General features: G+C 62.6%; 16 protein-coding genes and 4 tRNA genes. 14 read left to right on the top strand and 6 right to left on the bottom strand.

The genetic code is table 11. The features are described 5' to 3' along the window. Positions 1 to 286: 286 nt before the first annotated feature. Positions 287 to 362: transfer RNA gene (locus H1D44_RS11410), tRNA-Ala, on the bottom strand. A 253-nt stretch (positions 363 to 615) separates the two neighbouring features. On the opposite strand from H1D44_RS11410, the gene uvrY reads away from it, so the two are divergent. The 7 genes from uvrY to nadB all read left to right on the top strand — a co-directional run bounded on the left by uvrY (position 616) and on the right by nadB (position 5,915). Continuing rightward, positions 616 to 1,263: a UvrY/SirA/GacA family response regulator transcription factor gene (uvrY, locus tag H1D44_RS11405; RefSeq protein WP_181514974.1), complete on the top strand. Its 648-nt coding sequence runs from the start codon at positions 616 to 618 to the stop codon at positions 1,261 to 1,263. Positions 1,264 to 1,311: 48 nt separating this feature from the next. Beyond that, positions 1,312 to 3,126, top strand: coding sequence for an excinuclease ABC subunit UvrC (uvrC, locus tag H1D44_RS11400; RefSeq protein ID WP_181514973.1), 1,815 nt, complete (start codon positions 1,312 to 1,314; stop codon positions 3,124 to 3,126). A gap of 112 nt (positions 3,127 to 3,238) precedes the next feature. After that, complete coding sequence (pgsA, locus tag H1D44_RS11395) at positions 3,239 to 3,787, top strand: CDP-diacylglycerol--glycerol-3-phosphate 3-phosphatidyltransferase (protein ID WP_181514972.1); 549 nt, start codon at positions 3,239 to 3,241, stop codon at positions 3,785 to 3,787. A gap of 71 nt (positions 3,788 to 3,858) precedes the next feature. Further along, positions 3,859 to 3,933 (top strand) — tRNA-Gly (locus H1D44_RS11390). A gap of 99 nt (positions 3,934 to 4,032) precedes the next feature. Further along, positions 4,033 to 4,106: transfer RNA gene (locus H1D44_RS11385), tRNA-Cys, on the top strand. Positions 4,107 to 4,144: 38 nt separating this feature from the next. After that, positions 4,145 to 4,231 (top strand) — tRNA-Leu (locus H1D44_RS11380). 88 nt (positions 4,232 to 4,319) lie between these two features. Then, positions 4,320 to 5,915, top strand: a complete 1,596-nt coding sequence (nadB, locus tag H1D44_RS11375) for an L-aspartate oxidase (protein ID WP_181514971.1) — start codon at positions 4,320 to 4,322, stop codon at positions 5,913 to 5,915. Between the two features lie 19 nt (positions 5,916 to 5,934). Here nadB and H1D44_RS11370 read toward each other — a convergent pair whose 3' ends face one another. Further along, entirely contained in the window at positions 5,935 to 6,249 is a 315-nt protein-coding gene (locus H1D44_RS11370; RefSeq protein ID WP_181514970.1) for a hypothetical protein, read from the bottom strand. 37 nt (positions 6,250 to 6,286) lie between these two features. After that, positions 6,287 to 6,580 (bottom strand): FAD assembly factor SdhE, encoded by a 294-nt coding sequence (locus tag H1D44_RS11365; RefSeq protein WP_181514969.1) that lies wholly within the window; start codon positions 6,578 to 6,580, stop codon positions 6,287 to 6,289. Positions 6,581 to 6,782: 202 nt separating this feature from the next. Here H1D44_RS11365 and H1D44_RS11360 point away from each other — a divergent pair, with 202 nt between their 5' ends. From H1D44_RS11360 to lapB, 3 genes are read left to right on the top strand one after another with little or no spacing between them, the layout of a single operon-like run. After that, complete coding sequence (locus tag H1D44_RS11360; protein ID WP_181514968.1) at positions 6,783 to 7,079, top strand: integration host factor subunit beta; 297 nt, start codon at positions 6,783 to 6,785, stop codon at positions 7,077 to 7,079. A 29-nt stretch (positions 7,080 to 7,108) separates the two neighbouring features. After that, the gene (locus H1D44_RS11355) at positions 7,109 to 7,414 is read left to right on the top strand and encodes a LapA family protein (protein WP_181514967.1); all 306 of its coding nucleotides are present in this window, start codon (positions 7,109 to 7,111) and stop codon (positions 7,412 to 7,414) included. Continuing rightward, a complete protein-coding gene (gene lapB / locus H1D44_RS11350) occupies positions 7,415 to 8,602 on the top strand; it encodes a lipopolysaccharide assembly protein LapB (protein WP_181514966.1) in 1,188 nt (395 codons plus the stop codon). Here lapB and pyrF read toward each other — a convergent pair. Beyond that, the gene (gene pyrF / locus H1D44_RS11345; RefSeq protein ID WP_181514965.1) at positions 8,580 to 9,290 is read right to left on the bottom strand and encodes an orotidine-5'-phosphate decarboxylase; all 711 of its coding nucleotides are present in this window, start codon (positions 9,288 to 9,290) and stop codon (positions 8,580 to 8,582) included. The two genes, lapB and pyrF, sit on opposite strands and share 23 nt — an antisense overlap. Before the next feature lie 176 nt (positions 9,291 to 9,466). On the opposite strand from pyrF, the gene cfa reads away from it, so the two are divergent. Both cfa and H1D44_RS11335 read left to right on the top strand, forming a co-directional pair. Next, complete coding sequence (gene cfa / locus H1D44_RS11340) at positions 9,467 to 10,618, top strand: cyclopropane fatty acyl phospholipid synthase (protein WP_181514964.1); 1,152 nt, start codon at positions 9,467 to 9,469, stop codon at positions 10,616 to 10,618. A gap of 240 nt (positions 10,619 to 10,858) precedes the next feature. Next, the gene (locus H1D44_RS11335) at positions 10,859 to 11,767 is read left to right on the top strand and encodes a GGDEF domain-containing protein (RefSeq protein WP_181514963.1); all 909 of its coding nucleotides are present in this window, start codon (positions 10,859 to 10,861) and stop codon (positions 11,765 to 11,767) included. A 9-nt stretch (positions 11,768 to 11,776) separates the two neighbouring features. Here the strand turns inward: H1D44_RS11335 and H1D44_RS11330 are convergent, their stop codons facing one another. Then, positions 11,777 to 12,388, bottom strand: a complete 612-nt coding sequence (locus H1D44_RS11330) for a hypothetical protein (RefSeq protein ID WP_181514962.1) — start codon at positions 12,386 to 12,388, stop codon at positions 11,777 to 11,779. 85 nt (positions 12,389 to 12,473) lie between these two features. Between H1D44_RS11330 and H1D44_RS11325 the strand changes: the two genes are divergently transcribed. Both H1D44_RS11325 and H1D44_RS11320 read left to right on the top strand, forming a co-directional pair. After that, positions 12,474 to 12,812 carry a 4a-hydroxytetrahydrobiopterin dehydratase gene (locus tag H1D44_RS11325; protein WP_181514961.1) on the top strand — a complete coding sequence of 113 codons (339 nt, stop codon included), beginning with the start codon at positions 12,474 to 12,476 and terminating at the stop codon, positions 12,810 to 12,812. Beyond that, positions 12,813 to 14,000, top strand: a complete 1,188-nt coding sequence (locus tag H1D44_RS11320; RefSeq protein ID WP_181514960.1) for an amino acid aminotransferase — start codon at positions 12,813 to 12,815, stop codon at positions 13,998 to 14,000. 73 nt (positions 14,001 to 14,073) lie between these two features. Here H1D44_RS11320 and H1D44_RS11315 read toward each other — a convergent pair whose 3' ends face one another. Continuing rightward, on the bottom strand, positions 14,074 to 14,832 hold the full coding sequence (locus H1D44_RS11315; protein ID WP_181514959.1) for a Crp/Fnr family transcriptional regulator: 759 nt from the start codon (positions 14,830 to 14,832) through the stop codon (positions 14,074 to 14,076). Positions 14,833 to 14,879: the final 47 nt, after the last annotated feature.

The raw sequence follows: 14,879 nt of genomic DNA, 5'->3' as shown, positions 1-14,879 counted from the left end.
CCCTGGGATTCTGCAGGGGATTGATCAGCGTTTCCTTACGCGTCAGCGCCACACTTCAAAAGTAGCAGACGAAGCGAGACCGCGTTTTTATCCATGTTATGGCCACTTGTAAGCGATCAACCTCACCACTTGTAAGATATCGCCTACACGTAGCGCACGACATCACGTTAACCCAGGCATCGCCGGTCCCAGGGAGCCACCTGCCGCCCTGGCCCTGCGCTTCCGCCTGGCGCACGAAAAAGCCGCTTGGCGCGATGCGCTAAGCGGCTGATTCATCATGTCTTGTTGGTGGAGCCTAGCGGGATCGAACCGCTGACCTCAACACTGCCAGTGTTGCGCTCTCCCAGCTGAGCTAAGGCCCCACAGGTTCCCGCCAGGCGAGAACGAGGCGAATCTTACCTATCGCATACGGGCTCGTCAACACCTGTACGCAAGGAGTCCCTGCGTTGAGAATAATGGGGTATCCGTATGCTCGTTCAATTTCCCTTACGTGGCGAGTATGGCAAGCTTGCCCCAGAACTCCCCCGAGTTCAGCGAGGATCGCGGAATCCGTTTCAAGCTTCGTGGGGCGAGCATTCGCCACCGCCAGCTTACGTAATGACGAGGATGTCAGCCTTGATCAAGGTGCTTATAGTCGATGACCACCATCTGGTTCGAACCAGCATCGCCCGCCTGCTGGAAAATGAAGAGGACATCGAGGTAGCGGGCGAAGCCGCCAGTGGCGAGGAAGCCATCACCCTATGCCGCAAGCTGGAGCCCGATGTTGTGCTGATGGACTTGCGTATGCCGGGCATCGGCGGGTTGGAAGCCACACGCAAGATCATGCGCAACAGCACCGACGTGCGCATACTGGCACTGACCGGCTTCATGGAAGACAACTTCGCCCAGCGCATGCTAGAGGCGGGCGCCGGCGGCTTCATCAGCAAGGATACCCAGGTCGTGGACATGGTCGAGGCCATTCGCAGCGTCTTCGCCGGGCACCGCTACATCAGCCCCGATATCGCCCAGCGCCTGGTGCTGTCCAAGTTCGACTCGGAGGAGAACCCCTTCGACCAGCTTTCCCAGCGCGAGCTGCAGGTCGCCATGATGATCGTCAACTGCCAACGTGTCTCTGAAATCTCGGATCGCCTGTTCCTCAGCCCCAAGACCGTCAATACCTATCGCTACCGCATCTTCGAGAAGCTTGGCGTGCAGACTGACGTGGAGTTGACACACCTGGGGCTGAAGCACGGCCTGGTCGAAGGGTTCGACACCACCAGCTGAATGGGCGTTTCTGGTAATCTGTAGCTCCATGCCAGACAGCCAGCGCACATGACCTTCGATTCAAGGCAGTTCCTCGCCAACCTGACCCAGTCCCCGGGCATCTACCGTATGCTGGATGAACGCGGCGACACGCTCTACGTGGGCAAGGCAAAGCGTCTCAAGGCCAGGCTGGGCAGCTACTTCCGCGGTGCGCTCAACGCCAAGACCCAGGCCATGGTGTCGCGCATCGCGGATGTCCAGGTCACGGTGACACGCAGCGAGATCGAGGCACTGCTGCTCGAGCAGACGCTGATCAAGGAGCTGCGGCCGCCCTACAACATCCTGCTGCGTGACGACAAGTCATACCCTTTCGTCTTCGTCAGCGATCGCCACCCTTACCCCGCACTCGAGTACAAGCGTGCCCGCAAGCGCCACGGGGACGGCCGCTACCTGGGCCCCTACCCTAGCAGCGGCGCAGTGAGGGAAAGCCTGTCGCTGGTACAGAAGATCTTTCGTATTCGCAACTGCGAGGATAGCGTCTTCTCCCATCGCACCCGCCCCTGCCTGCAGTATCAGATTCAGCGCTGCAGTGCGCCCTGCGTGGGCTATATCAGCGAAGAGGATTACCGCCGCGACCTCGAGCATGCGGTGATGTGTCTGGAGGGGCGCAGCGAGCAGGTCACCCAGGAGCTGACCGAGGCCATGGAATTGGCCAGTCGCAACCTCGCCTTCGAGGATGCCGCCCGCCTGCGCGACCAGATCCAGCACCTAAGGCAACTGCAGCAGCGCCAGTTCGTTGACACCGAGGGCGGCGATGCCGATGTCTTTGCCCTGGCGGAGGGTGAAGGCGCACTGTGCATCTCCGTGCTGGCCGTGCGTCAGGGTCGGCTGCTGGGCGCTCGTCACCATGCGCCGGGCAACGGCCTGGGCCTGGATGCCGCCGAGCTGCTGGGTGAGTTCGTCAGTCAGTTCTACCTGGGCCAGGGGCGAGAAGTCCCGCGTGAGGTGATCACCAGCCTGCCGCTGCCCGACAGCGAGATCCTGGAAAGCGCCCTGGCCAGTCGCGCCGGACGACGCATACGCGTGACGCACAGCGTGCGCGGCCATCGCAGCCAGTGGCTCGAGCTGGCCAGGACCAACGCCGAACAGCAGCTGTCCAGCCGCCTGGCAAGCCAGGGAGAGCTCGATCGCCGTTTCAAGGCCTTGCAGGAAGCCCTGGATCTCGACGCGCCCCCCGAACGCATCGAGTGCTTCGATATCAGCCACAGCCATGGCGAGGCAACCGTCGCTTCTTGCGTGGTGTTTGATCGTAACGGGCCACGCAAGTCGGACTATCGGCGCTTCAATATCGAGGGCGTGGCAGCGGGTGACGACTATGGCGCCATGCGCCAGGCCCTTGGCCGGCGATTCCGGCGCCTGGTGGAAGGCGAGGGTATGGCGCCTGACGTTCTGCTGCTGGACGGCGGCAAGGGTCAGCTCAACCTGGCTCACGACGTACTGGACGAGATGGGCCTCGGCCAGATCAGGATGCTGGGCGTGGCCAAGGGCAGCACGCGCAAGGCAGGCCTGGAAACCCTGTTCATTGAAACCATCGACAATACCCTCGACCTACCCGCCTCTTCGCCGGCCCTGCACTTGATCCAGCACGTGCGCGACGAAGCCCACCGCTTCGCGATTACCGGCCACCGCAACCGTCGCGACAAGGCGCGCCGCAGCTCTGCCCTGGAAGGCATCGCCGGGATCGGCCCCAAGCGACGTCGTGAGCTGCTGCGATTCTTCGGCGGCCTGCAGGGTGTCAGGCAAGCCAGCCGCGAGGAGCTTGCCCGCGTTCCCGGCATCAGCGCCGCGCTTGCGGACACGATTCATCGTTCGCTGCATGGATGACAGGACGCGGTACAGATAGAATGGGGCCAGATTTTGCCTGGCCATCGAATGTATCATTGGCCAGCAAACTCACCCCCCGGCTGCTTTGATCTCTGGCAAGGACTTCGTGTCAATGAACATCCCCAACATCCTGACGCTGGCAAGAATCGCCTTCATCCCGCTGCTGGTGGTGTTCTTCTACCTCCCCTACTCCTGGAGCATGCCGGTGGCGGCCGGCCTGTTCGCGCTCGCCGCCGTGACCGACTGGCTCGATGGCTACCTGGCTCGTCGCTGGGATCAATCCACCCCCTTCGGCGCGTTTCTCGACCCCGTGGCCGACAAGCTGATGGTCGCCGTGGCTCTTGCCCTGCTCATCGAGCGCTTCGACAGCATCTGGCTGACCCTGCCTGCCCTGGTGATCATCGGCCGAGAGATCGTGATCTCGGCTCTGCGCGAATGGATGGCCGAAATGGGCAAGCGCGGCAGCGTCGCGGTCTCCTGGCTGGGCAAGGTCAAGACGACCCTGCAGATGATTGCCCTGCTGCTGCTGCTGGCTTTCGCGCCGGGAACCCAGCTCTCCCTGCTCGGTGTCGTCACCCTTCATGCCGCCGCCATCATGACCCTGTGGTCGATGGTCATGTACCTGCGCGCGGCCTGGCCCCACCTGAGTCGCGCCATGTAATCGGCGCCCCTCTGACACCAACAAGTGATTGACATCAGCGAGCTTCTCCGTATAATTCGCACTCGAGTCAAGCGGGAATAGCTCAGTGGTAGAGCATCGCCTTGCCAAGGCGAGGGTCGGGAGTTCGAATCTCCTTTCCCGCTCCAATCTCTTGCGGGTCAAGCTCCAGGAGAGGCGGTATCGAGAAGGTCATGAGCCGGTTTGCCGGTGCGATCGATCTCTTCCCCGTTACAACGACTCATTGAGGCTGGATGGCAGAGTGGTTATGCAGCGGACTGCAACTCCGTGTACGCCGGTTCGATTCCGACTCCAGCCTCCACTCCTTACTCCGTTCAGCTGCCTGCTCGAAACCGTGCCGCCCGGATGGCGAAATTGGTAGACGCAAGAGACTTAAAATCTCTCGGTGGCAACACCGTGCCGGTTCGAGCCCGGCTCCGGGCACCAGGCTCTTCGTTATCCCACACCCCTTCCTATCCAGCCGGACTTCTTTGCGGCATGCTGTCTGACGCAACAGGCTTCAGCGAGACTGCGCATGGCCCCAAGCACACCGGCTCGTAGCGAACATGATGTACTGGTCATCGGCGGAGGCGTCGCCGGACTGACACTTGCCCTGCATGTCGCCGACAGGCGTCGAGTCACCCTGATACGCCCCGCCAGCGACGATCAGGGCGCCAGCCGCTGGGCCCAGGGCGGCATCGCCGCGGTACTCTCTCCCCACGACAATTTCGATGCCCATGTGGAGGACACGCTCGTCGCCGGTGACGGGTTGTGCGACGGGCGAGCCGTGCGCTTCACCGTGGAGCAGGGGCCAGCAGCGATCGAGTGGCTGCTCTCCCTCGGGGTTCCCTTCACCCGCGACGAGAGCCCCGGCGCCAGCTACCCCTACCACCTGACCCGCGAGGGCGGACATGGTGCTCGCCGCATCATTCATGCCGAGGATGCCACCGGCCTTGCCGTGCTGGATACCCTCCAGCAGCATGTCCAGGCACATCCGTCCATTACGATCCGCGACGACCTGGTTGCCATCGGCCTGCTGGCCGACAGCCGGAACCACTGCCGTGGCGCGCGCTGCCTGGATGATCAAGGCCACCTGCACGAGATGGTGGCAGGCGACACGGTGCTGGCTACCGGCGGCGCCAGCGGCATCTACCGGCATACCACCAGCCCTCATCCGGCCAGCGGCGAAGGCATGATGATGGCCGCCGAACTGGGTGCAGAGCTGATGAACCTGGAATTCCAGCAGTTCCACCCGACCTGCCTTTACGACCCAGAAGGTCCGCCGTTTCTAGTCAGCGAGGCAGTGCGCGGCGAAGGCGGCCGGCTGTTCAGCACCGACGGGCGCCGTTTCATGCCGGACCTCGACTCCCGCGCAGAATTGGCCCCCCGGGACATCGTCGCTCGCGCCATCGATGCCGAGATGCAGCGTACGGGCTCCCCGCACGTGTGGCTTGACCTGACGCACCTGGGCGATACGGCGATTCGACACCACTTTCCCACGATCCACGCCCACTGCCTCGGTCGCGGGCTGGACATCACCCGGCAGCCGATACCCGTCGTGCCCGCGGCCCACTACAGCTGTGGCGGCATTGCTACCGATCTTGACGGCAGCACCAGCGTGCCGGACCTGCATGCCATTGGCGAGGTGGCCTATACCGGCCTGCATGGCGCCAACCGCATGGCCAGTAATTCACTGCTGGAATGCCTGGTCTATGCGCGCAGCTGCGCAGCCAATCTGCGACACCGTCATCCTTCTTTCACGGCCCCACTGACAGCCGCTGCCGGTGGCAACGCCCAGGTCGACGCCCAACGTATCGACAGCTGGCGAACCGCCATGCGCGACATCATGAGCCGACATGTGGCGATCGTACGCCGCGACTCGGGGCTCGATACGGCGGCCAGGGAATTGGCGGAATTGGATAGCAACGTGAGCAGTGCACTCGAGGATGCAGCGCCTGCGGTGAAGCTGGCGAGCCTGCGGCATGCCGTGCGCCTGTCACGCCTGACAGTCATGGCAGCACGCATGCGCCGAGAATCGCGTGGCCTGCACTTCAACCCGGACTGCCCAGGTCAGGCGCCTGCCGCCCTGCCCTCCCGGCTCCGGCTCTCAGATCTGCCACGCTTCGACTGAAGCGACACACCTGGCCCCCTCAGCGAACCAGAGCCCGCCGTAGCTGGCGCAACGCCGAAGCCGGCGCGCTATCGGGCCACAGCCATGTGGTGCGCCCGTCTATCTCCAGCGCAATCAGCCAGGGGCCCAGATAGGTGCAGCCTGGCCTGACCGGCACGGCCTCGTCAGCCGACTCGGGTCGCCATGACCAGGACCACCCACCTTGTGGCTCAGGCAGCATGTGCAGTTCGCCACGCGCCTGCCCGCGCCACAGCCATCCACCCAGCAGCAAAAGCCACGCCACTGCCGGCACCGCCAGCCAACCCGGACCATGAATCAGGACGACGGTGGTCACCGCCAGGGCCAGCAGCCACTGGCAACACCAAGCCAGCCTAGATGGGACGATGGGAATCGTTGTCGGGGTTCTCGGCATGTTGCTGAATGAGAGTGACGATACGTTCGAACTGAGGGGCGGGAGGCTCGCGCTGCATCAACCAGCCGAACAGATCCTGATCCTCGCCCTCGATCAGTGCGCGATAGGCTGCCTGATCCTCGGCGCCAAGCTGGTCGTAGCAGTGCTCGAGAAAGGGAATCAGCAGCAGGTCGAGTTCCCACATCCCGCGCCGAGAGTGCCAGTAGAGCCGCTTGCGCAGGGCGGCGGCATCGGGGGTATTCGCTTCGCTCAACGTTGGCCTCGGTGACAAGAATGACTGGGCTGCCCAGTATACCGGACTCCTGGAAATGAAGCAGTGCTTGGAGCAGGTTTGCGACTTTTCCTTGACCATGGTCGTAGTGCGTTGTTTTATCACGATTTGAGCAGTATGCTGACGGAAGAATAAGAATGCCGCCCCGGTCCCACCGGACCGGGAATCGCCTGGAGATGACCCGATGACCAAATCCGAATTGATCGAACAGATCGCCATGCGTCAGCCTGAGCTTTCGGTCAAGGAAGTCGAATCCGCGGTTCGCCTGATCCTTGATGACATCACCGACACCCTGGCCGAGGGGGGGCGGGTCGAAATCAGGGGGTTCGGCAGCTTTTCCTTGCACTATCGGGAGCCGCGGGTAGGGCGCAATCCCAAGACCGGCGAGCCGGTCGCACTGGAGGGCAAATTCGTGCCACACTTCAAGCCTGGGAAGGAGCTTCGCGAGCAGGTCAATGCCAGCCGCGCCCTCGGCTATTAATATCATCGTCATTCACAAGGGATAGACTCATGCGTTGGCTAAAAGGCCTCATCCTGGCCATTATCCTGCTGGCGGTACTGCTGGTCGGCATCCTGTTCGCCGTCAACAACCAGCAGACGGTACCGCTCAACCTGATCTGGCTGGAGTTGCCGTCGGTTTCGCTCTCGGTGTGGCTGCTGGCCGCCCTGGTGTGCGGTGTCGTGCTGGGCATGCTGGCAATGACAGGCGTATGGCTGAGGCTACGCACTGCGCTATCCCGAGCCCAACGCTTGAACCGCCAGCAGCGCAAGGAACTCGACCGCCTGCGCGTTCAGGAGCTCAAGGAATTGCCGTAAATGCCCGATACCCTGCTGCTTGTCCTGCTGATGGCCGCCGTTGCCATCGGCTGGTGGCTAGGCCGACGCGAGCGACAGGGTAAGCGCGATTCTGCGTCACCGAATACGCTCTCGCGAGATTATTTCGTCGGCCTCAACTATCTGCTCAACGAGCAACCCGACCGCGCCATCGAAACGTTCGTCAGTGCCCTCGAGGTCAACAGCGAAACGGTCGACACCCATATCACCCTGGGCAACCTCTTCCGTACGCGCGGCGAAGCCGACCGCGCCGTAAAGATTCACCAGAACCTGCTCGCTCGCCCCACCCTGACCGCCTTGCAGAGCGATCAAGTTCAGCTGGAGCTGGCCCGCGACTTTTTCCACCTGGGGCTGTTCGACCGCAGCGAAAGACTGCTTCAGCAGCTGGTGCGGGAATCCAGCCACGATGACATTCGCCATGCTGCCAAGCGTCTGCTGGCCGACCTCTTCGACCGCGAAGGGGAGTGGCAGGCGGCCTTTGAAGTGGCCTACCCGAGCCTGATTCGCCAGCACGACGACATTCGCCGCGCTGCGGCCCACTGGCTCTGCGAGCTGGCCGATCAGGAGCGCCACTCGGCCAGTCCGGGGCTTGCCCGCAAGCACCTGCGTCGCGCGCTCTCCACCGACCCGCGCTGCGTGCGCGCCAATCTGCTGTTAGCGGCCATGGCCCAGGATACCGGGCACTATCGCGACGCCATCCGCATCCTGATGCGCATCCCCGATCAGGATCTCGACATGATGCCGATCGTGCTCGACCCCCTGCATCACGCCTATACGATGCTCGATGACGAGGCCGGCCTGGTTGCCTGCCTGGAGGAGCTGCTCACCCGCGCCCACGTTACCAGCCTTATCATCCTGCTGGCTGAAACCCAGCGACGGCGGCTCGGACTGCAGGCCGCCATCGAGCTGGTCAGTGAGCAGCTGAATCGCGCCCCGAGCCTGGGTGCACTCGACTACCTCCTCGATCTTTACCAGCAACAGCAGCAGGCGCAGGGCGTCCCTGACAACCGCCTGCAGTTGCTCAAGCAGCATACCCATACACTGCTCACGGCTCGCCCACGGCATCGCTGCCAGCGCTGTGGCTTCGCCGGACAGCCGCTGCACTGGCAATGCCCCAGCTGCCGCAGCTGGGGCACGACCCGGCCCATCACGGGGATCGAGGGGGAGTAAGCTCCTTCTCGATGTCCAGCAATGCCGCCATGGGATCCTCTGCCTGGGTGACCGGCCGGCCCACCACCAAGTGAGTGCTCCCCGCCGCCATGGCCTCGGCCGGCGTCATCACGCGACGCTGATCGCCCTGCGCCGCACCCTGTGGCCTGATGCCCGGCGTCACCTTGAGGAACTCAGGCCCACAGAGCTCGCGCAGCCTGGCGGACTCCTGGGCCGAGCAAACCACTCCATCCAGGCCACAGTCGCGTGTCAACAAGGCCAGCCGCTCGACATGAGTCGCCGGAGGAGCGCTGACCCCTACCTCCAAGAGATCATCCGCCGTCATGCTGGTCAGCACCGTGACCGCGATCAGTCGTGTTTCGAGACCGTGACGCTCCAGCCGTTCACGTGCTGCCTCCATCATTCGCCTGCCGCCGCCGGCGTGCACGTTGACCATCCATACACCCTGCTCGGCAGCCGCCTGTACGGCAGCCGCCACGGTATTGGGGATATCGTGGAACTTGAGATCCAGAAAGACCTGAAAACCGCGCCCATGCAGCGCCTCGAGGACATCGGGGCCGCTACGTGTGAAGAGCTCCTTGCCGACCTTGACGCGACAACGCTCTGGGTCGAGCCGGTCGGCCAGGCACAGGGCGGCATCGAGCGAAGGGTGATCGAGAGCAATGATCAATGGCGAATCACAAGACACGTTGGGCCTCCGGCTGAATGACAGAATGCGTGATTATACCAGCCAGGGGCGACTAACCGTTCATCCTGGCCTGAACTATGCTCATAACTAGCGTGTAACAAGCGCGACGCGTTTCTTCACGAGGTTTCAGGCAACGACAACGACAATATCCTGCGCCGATGGACCGGGAGGACTCCATGACTAGTGAGCAACGCATTGGCCCCATCGCCCTGCCAGATAATCGCGCCCAGCGCGTACTCTCCGCCCTGCTCGAGGGTTCCGGCGTCACCCTGAACGGCGACGCGCCCTGGGATCCCCAGATCTACCACCCCGATTTTTGCTCGAGACTTCTGCGCCACGGCTCGCTTGGGCTTGGCGAGTCCTATATGGACGCCTGGTGGGAGTGCGACAGCATCGACGAACTCGCCTGCCGCTTGCTGCAACACGGCCTGGGCGAACGAGCACGCCCACCATCGGATCGCCTGATGTATCGCCTCCAGGCGGGGTTGATCAACTTGCAGAGCCGGGCCCGCGCCTACATGGTCGGCGAAGCCCATTACGACCTCGGCAACGACCTCTTCGAGCGCATGCTCGACCCCACCATGTGCTACTCCTGCGGCTACTGGAAGGAGGCAGAGAGTCTTCACCAGGCTCAGCTCGCCAAGCTCGAACTGGCCTGCCACAAGCTGGATCTGCGCCCCGGGATGCATGTGCTGGACATCGGCTGCGGCTGGGGCAGCTTCGCCGAATATGCTGCGAGGCATCACGGCGTTTCAGTCACCGGGATCACCATCTCGCGCGAACAGGCCGCACTGGCACGCGAACGCTGCACCGGGCTGCCCGTGGAGATAGCACTGATGGATTACCGCGACCTGGAGGGCTGCTATGATCGCATCGTCTCGATCGGCATGTTCGAACACGTCGGACATCGCAACTATTACCTCTACTTCCAGACCGTGAACAGGCTGCTGGCGAAGGGCGGCCTCTTCCTGCTGCATACCATCGGTTCCAATACTTCCGAAGTCTGCGTCGACCCGTGGATTGACCGCTACATCTTCCCCAACGGCATGCTCCCTTCGGCCAGGCAGGTGGCAGAGGCAAGCGAAGGCCAGCTCCTGCTGGAGGACTGGCACAACTTCGGGCCCGACTACGACAGGACGCTGATGGCCTGGCGCGACAACTTCGACAGCCACTGGCAGGAACTGGCGGGGCGTTACAGTGAGCGCACCCGCCGCATGTTTCGTTACTACCTCTCGGTCTGCGCGGGTGCCTTTCGCGCACGAGACCTGCAGCTATGGCAGATCGTGTTCTCCAATGACCGCCGACCGCGGTATGACGCCCCTCGCTAACCGCAGGCCAAAGGCAGCGGCTTGTGCACTGTCTCAAATTGCTGACAAAATATGTCGCCGATTTCCTACAGGTCACGACAGGTGCGTTACGCAGTGTTACATCGTATATTAGTCCTTCGCTAAACGGCTCATCCCTTCATACCAGCTGCTTCGCGCCCAGGACTGCCGGGAAGCTCGCCGAGCCGTGACAGAACAAGCACGTTTGTACCTGCCCAGCGCAGGATAAAAGGGTACACCCGCATGACAGAAGAAAACGCCATGACGGGTGGGGGTCTGGACGAGCCGGTCGGCTTGCATGCCTTCGCCGCACGGCTGCCTGGGGTCATTTTTCAGTTTCATCGTGACCACAATGGCCATATGCACTTCCCCTACCTGGCCGGGAGCGGCACCGGCTTGCCTGGCATCGACCGCGACAGGCTGAGCCAGGACGCGCGCCATATGCTCGAGCGACTGAACGCCGAGGACTATCCGCGCGTCATGGCCGCCATCGAGCGCTCGGCGCGCTGGCGGGTGCCCATTGCCACCAAGTTTCGCCTGCGCCTCCCGAGTCGTCGCTCACGTTGGGTCGCATTACGTGCCCAGCCCGAAGACGCCAAGACCGGCGTCCTGTGGCATGGGCTGATGATAGACATCACCGAACAAATGGCAGAAGAGACGAGGCTGCGCCGGCTGTCGGATACCGACGACCTGACCGGCCTGGCCAATCGGCGCCGCTTGATTTCCCGGCTGGACGAGGAAATTGCCAGGAGTACGCGTCATGGTACGCCGCTGTCGTTGATGCTCATCGACCTGGACCATTTCAAACAGGTCAACGATACCTGGGGACACCTCCAGGGCGACCAGGTACTGACGGAGTTCGCCAGCTTGAGTGATCGGCTACTCCGTGAAGAAGACATCATCGGCCGGCTTGGTGGAGAGGAATTTGCCGTGGTTCTGCCGCTGACGCCACTGGTGGCGAGCCGCCCCCTGGCCGAACGTCTACGGGCTGCCATCGCCGAGCACGATTTCGGCCTTTCACCCGGACAACTTACGGCCAGCATCGGCCTCGCCGAGTACCGCCTGGGCGAGCCCAGGGACACCCTGATCGACAGAGCCGACCAAAGCCTGTACGCAGCCAAGCGCCAAGGACGAAACCGTGTCGTCAGCTGAGCGCTGCCTTCAACCGGACCGCTTACGCCGCTGCGTCCAGCGCATCACGGCATGCAGCGGCAGGTAGAGCACGAATGGCCAGACGAGCAACAGCAGCACCAGATAGGTCAGCGAGCCGAGCATATCCTGATGAGCGCCGAAAGGGCCGTGCACCCAGTTGATGTTGCGCTCAGGGTCAGTGAAAAGATAGCTCAATGGCAACAGCAGCCAGGTCAGGCCTGTCTGCCACCACAAGGCGCGACGCTCGTAGCCCAGTTTCAGCACGGCAAAGCCTGCGACCAACGGCAGAACGACATGATAGAGCGACAGCACCCTGGCCAACCGGGGGTGTTCGGGATCCAGCATGTATTCGGTACCGCCGATGGGATGCACCCCGGTCAGCCATGCCACGCCGACATCCAGAGTCCAGAAGGCACCGACCAGAGCCACGGAAAGCCACTGCATGGACAGCAGCAGCCGATGCTCCCACCACAGGCCAACGAGAATCAGGAAGCTGGCTACGTTACATAGCCAGAAATAGTTCTGAGGCCCCAGCATTACCGCATAGGCCGGCGCCCAGAACAGGATCCAGGCCGTGAACGCCAGCTTGAGCCAGAGCGGCAAGGCGCTATGCTGGTGCATTGATAACTCTCCTCTCATTCGGCGACCCAGCCTGACCATGCTCATGGCAATAGCCTAGTCGCAGACCGACGCTCCAGGAGGCAGCATGACCCAACTATCTCGCCAACCTTGTGAAGCCTGCCGGAAACACTCACCCACAGTATCGGAAGCCGAGATCAAGCTGTTCAAGCCCGAGGTTCCCGAGTGGCGGATTGTTAAGCGCGATGGCATCATGCAGCTTGAGCGGGCCTTTACCTTCGACGATTTTCGGCAGGCCCTGGCTTTCACCAACCGTGTGGGTGAGATCGCCGAGGCCGCCGGCCATCATCCGGCACTGTTGACCGAATGGGGCAGGGTCACCGTGAACTGGTGGACCCACAAGATCAATGGCCTGCACCGCAACGACTTCATACTTGCCGCCAGAACCGACGAGGTAGCGAAATAAATGTTCGAACATATTGAGCGGGTTCCCGGGGACGCCATCCTCGGCCTGATCGAGGCCTTCAAGAAGGACACCAACCCCCAGAAGGTCGATCTCGGCGTCGGCGTCTACAAGGATGGCCAGGGCAACACGCCGGTGATGCGCGCCGTCAAGGAAGCCGAGGCCCTGCTGCTCAAGAACGAAACCACCAAGACCTATATCGGCTCCCACGGCGCTCCGGAATACGGCGAAGTGATTCTGCCCATGGTACTGGGTAAAGACTCACCGGTTCTCGCCGCCAAGCGCGCCAGTGCCACCCAGTCCCCCGGCGGCACCGGTGCCCTCAGACTGGCGGCCGACTTCATCAGCACCCAGCTTCCCGGCAAGGGCATCTGGGTCAGCGATCCCACCTGGCCTAACCACCACGGCATTTTCACTGCTGCGGGCATCGACCTGCACAAGTACCCCTATGTCGATGCCGAGAACCGCCTCGACTTCGACGGGATGCTGGCCGCGGTCAAGCAGATCCCCGCCGGCGACGTCATCGTGCTGCACGCCTGCTGCCACAACCCCACCGGCTTCGACCTGGACCGCGACCAGTGGCAGCAGATCCTCGAGGTGGTGCGTGAGCGCAACCTCCTGCCGCTGATCGACTTCGCCTATCAGGGCTTCGGAGAAGGCCTGGACGAAGACGCCTACGGCGTACGCCTGATGGCTGAAAGCCTGGACGAAGTGATCATTACCAGCTCCTGCTCCAAGAACTTCGGTATCTACTGCGAGCGTACCGGCTGTCTGATCATGGTGGCGAAGGACAGCGAGCAGATGGAGAACGTTCGCTCCCAGGTCGCCATCGTGGCACGTGAGAACTACTCCAACCCGCCCGCCCATGGCGGTGCCATCGTCAGCGAGATCCTGCACTCCGCCGAGCTTGCCGCCCTGTGGCGCGAAGAGCTTACCGAGATGCGCGACCGCATCAACACCCTGCGGCGCGATTTCGTGGAGGCGCTGAAGCCCTATGGACTCGACCAGAAATACGCCTGTGTTGCCGAGCAGCGCGGCATGTTCTCCTATACCGGCCTCAAACCGGAGCAGGTAGACCGACTGCGCGACGAGTTCGGCATCTACATGGTGCGCTCGGGTCGTGCCAACGTCGCCGGCTTCTCCCAGGAGAACCTGCCCTACCTGGCCAAGGCCATCGCCGCGGTCAACTGAGCCTTGTTGCGGAAACGCCATGTCCCGGCCGGGGCATGGCGTTTCGCATTCTCAGGTTGCGCTCGGTAGCATCTCAGGCGCTAGAGCCATCGAAGAGCGGCCGCATGTTCTCGATCAGATAGCGGTCGTCGAACCCGGCCTCCTCTTTCAAAGCCTCCAGGTCCGGCAGGGTGATCGAGTGGCGGTCGCGAATGACCAACCCGTCATCGCCCAGGGCGGTAAAGGTGCGACTCACATGCACGGGACTCAGGCCCAGGAGATCGGCGAGCACTTCCTGGGACAGGGGCAGTCGAAAGCTCTCCTTGCCGCTGCCCTGGGTCTGCCTGAGGCGCTGGAACATCTCCAACAGGAAGTGGGCCAGCTTCTCGCGCGCATTGCGCCTCGCCAGATTGACCAACCGCTCGGTAAGCATCACCTGCTGGCGGCTGGCGATGGCGAAGAGAATCGACGTCAGCGAGTAGGAGCAGCGGAAGATATTGGTCAGGTTCCGGTGAGGGAAGAAGCAGACCTCGCCATCCTCGACCATCTGCACGCCCGCCAGGCGCTGCGAAAAGGCAAACTCACGAAGACCGATGATATCGCCTGGCAGGTAGATATCGAGGATCTGGCGCGTCCCATTTTCGAGATTGCGATAAGAGAACGCCCAGCCTCGCTTGAGGGTGCAGAAGTCATGCGCCTGGTCCCGTTCGTCCCACAGGTGGATCCCTGCCCGCACCGGCGTAGCGTTGTCCTCCAGCTGGATCAGCAGGCGCCTGTCCTGATCCGACACGGGAGCGTAATAATTGAAATGACGTACGATGCAGCTGTCTTTGGCAGCCTCTTCAGAGCTCATCGACACTCCCCTCTGTACGAGCATGACGGAATAGACCAACGCCGAGT

The organism is Billgrantia kenyensis (assembly GCF_013697085.1).
Lineage (GTDB): Bacteria > Pseudomonadota > Gammaproteobacteria > Pseudomonadales > Halomonadaceae > Halomonas > Halomonas kenyensis.
The sequence above is the reverse complement of the archived record's forward strand: the minus strand, read 5'-3'. Positions and strand labels throughout refer to the sequence as shown.

Bases quoted from the DNA above. Each gene is read 5' to 3' on its own strand.
- uvrC (WP_181514973.1), top strand. From the start codon at position 1,312: ATGACCTTCGATTCAAGGCAGTTCCTCGCCAACCTGACCCAGTCCCCG.
- pgsA (WP_181514972.1), top strand. From the start codon at position 3,239: ATGAACATCCCCAACATCCTGACGCTGGCAAGAATCGCCTTCATCCCG.
- nadB (WP_181514971.1), top strand. From the start codon at position 4,320: ATGGCCCCAAGCACACCGGCTCGTAGCGAACATGATGTACTGGTCATC.
- H1D44_RS11360 (WP_181514968.1), top strand. From the start codon at position 6,783: ATGACCAAATCCGAATTGATCGAACAGATCGCCATGCGTCAGCCTGAG.
- H1D44_RS11355 (WP_181514967.1), top strand. From the start codon at position 7,109: ATGCGTTGGCTAAAAGGCCTCATCCTGGCCATTATCCTGCTGGCGGTA.
- lapB (WP_181514966.1), top strand. From the start codon at position 7,415: ATGCCCGATACCCTGCTGCTTGTCCTGCTGATGGCCGCCGTTGCCATC.
- cfa (WP_181514964.1), top strand. From the start codon at position 9,467: ATGACTAGTGAGCAACGCATTGGCCCCATCGCCCTGCCAGATAATCGC.
- H1D44_RS11335 (WP_181514963.1), top strand. From the start codon at position 10,859: ATGACAGAAGAAAACGCCATGACGGGTGGGGGTCTGGACGAGCCGGTC.
- H1D44_RS11330 (WP_181514962.1), bottom strand. From the start codon at position 12,388: ATGCACCAGCATAGCGCCTTGCCGCTCTGGCTCAAGCTGGCGTTCACG.
- H1D44_RS11325 (WP_181514961.1), top strand. From the start codon at position 12,474: ATGACCCAACTATCTCGCCAACCTTGTGAAGCCTGCCGGAAACACTCA.
- H1D44_RS11320 (WP_181514960.1), top strand. From the start codon at position 12,813: ATGTTCGAACATATTGAGCGGGTTCCCGGGGACGCCATCCTCGGCCTG.
- H1D44_RS11315 (WP_181514959.1), bottom strand. From the start codon at position 14,832: ATGAGCTCTGAAGAGGCTGCCAAAGACAGCTGCATCGTACGTCATTTC.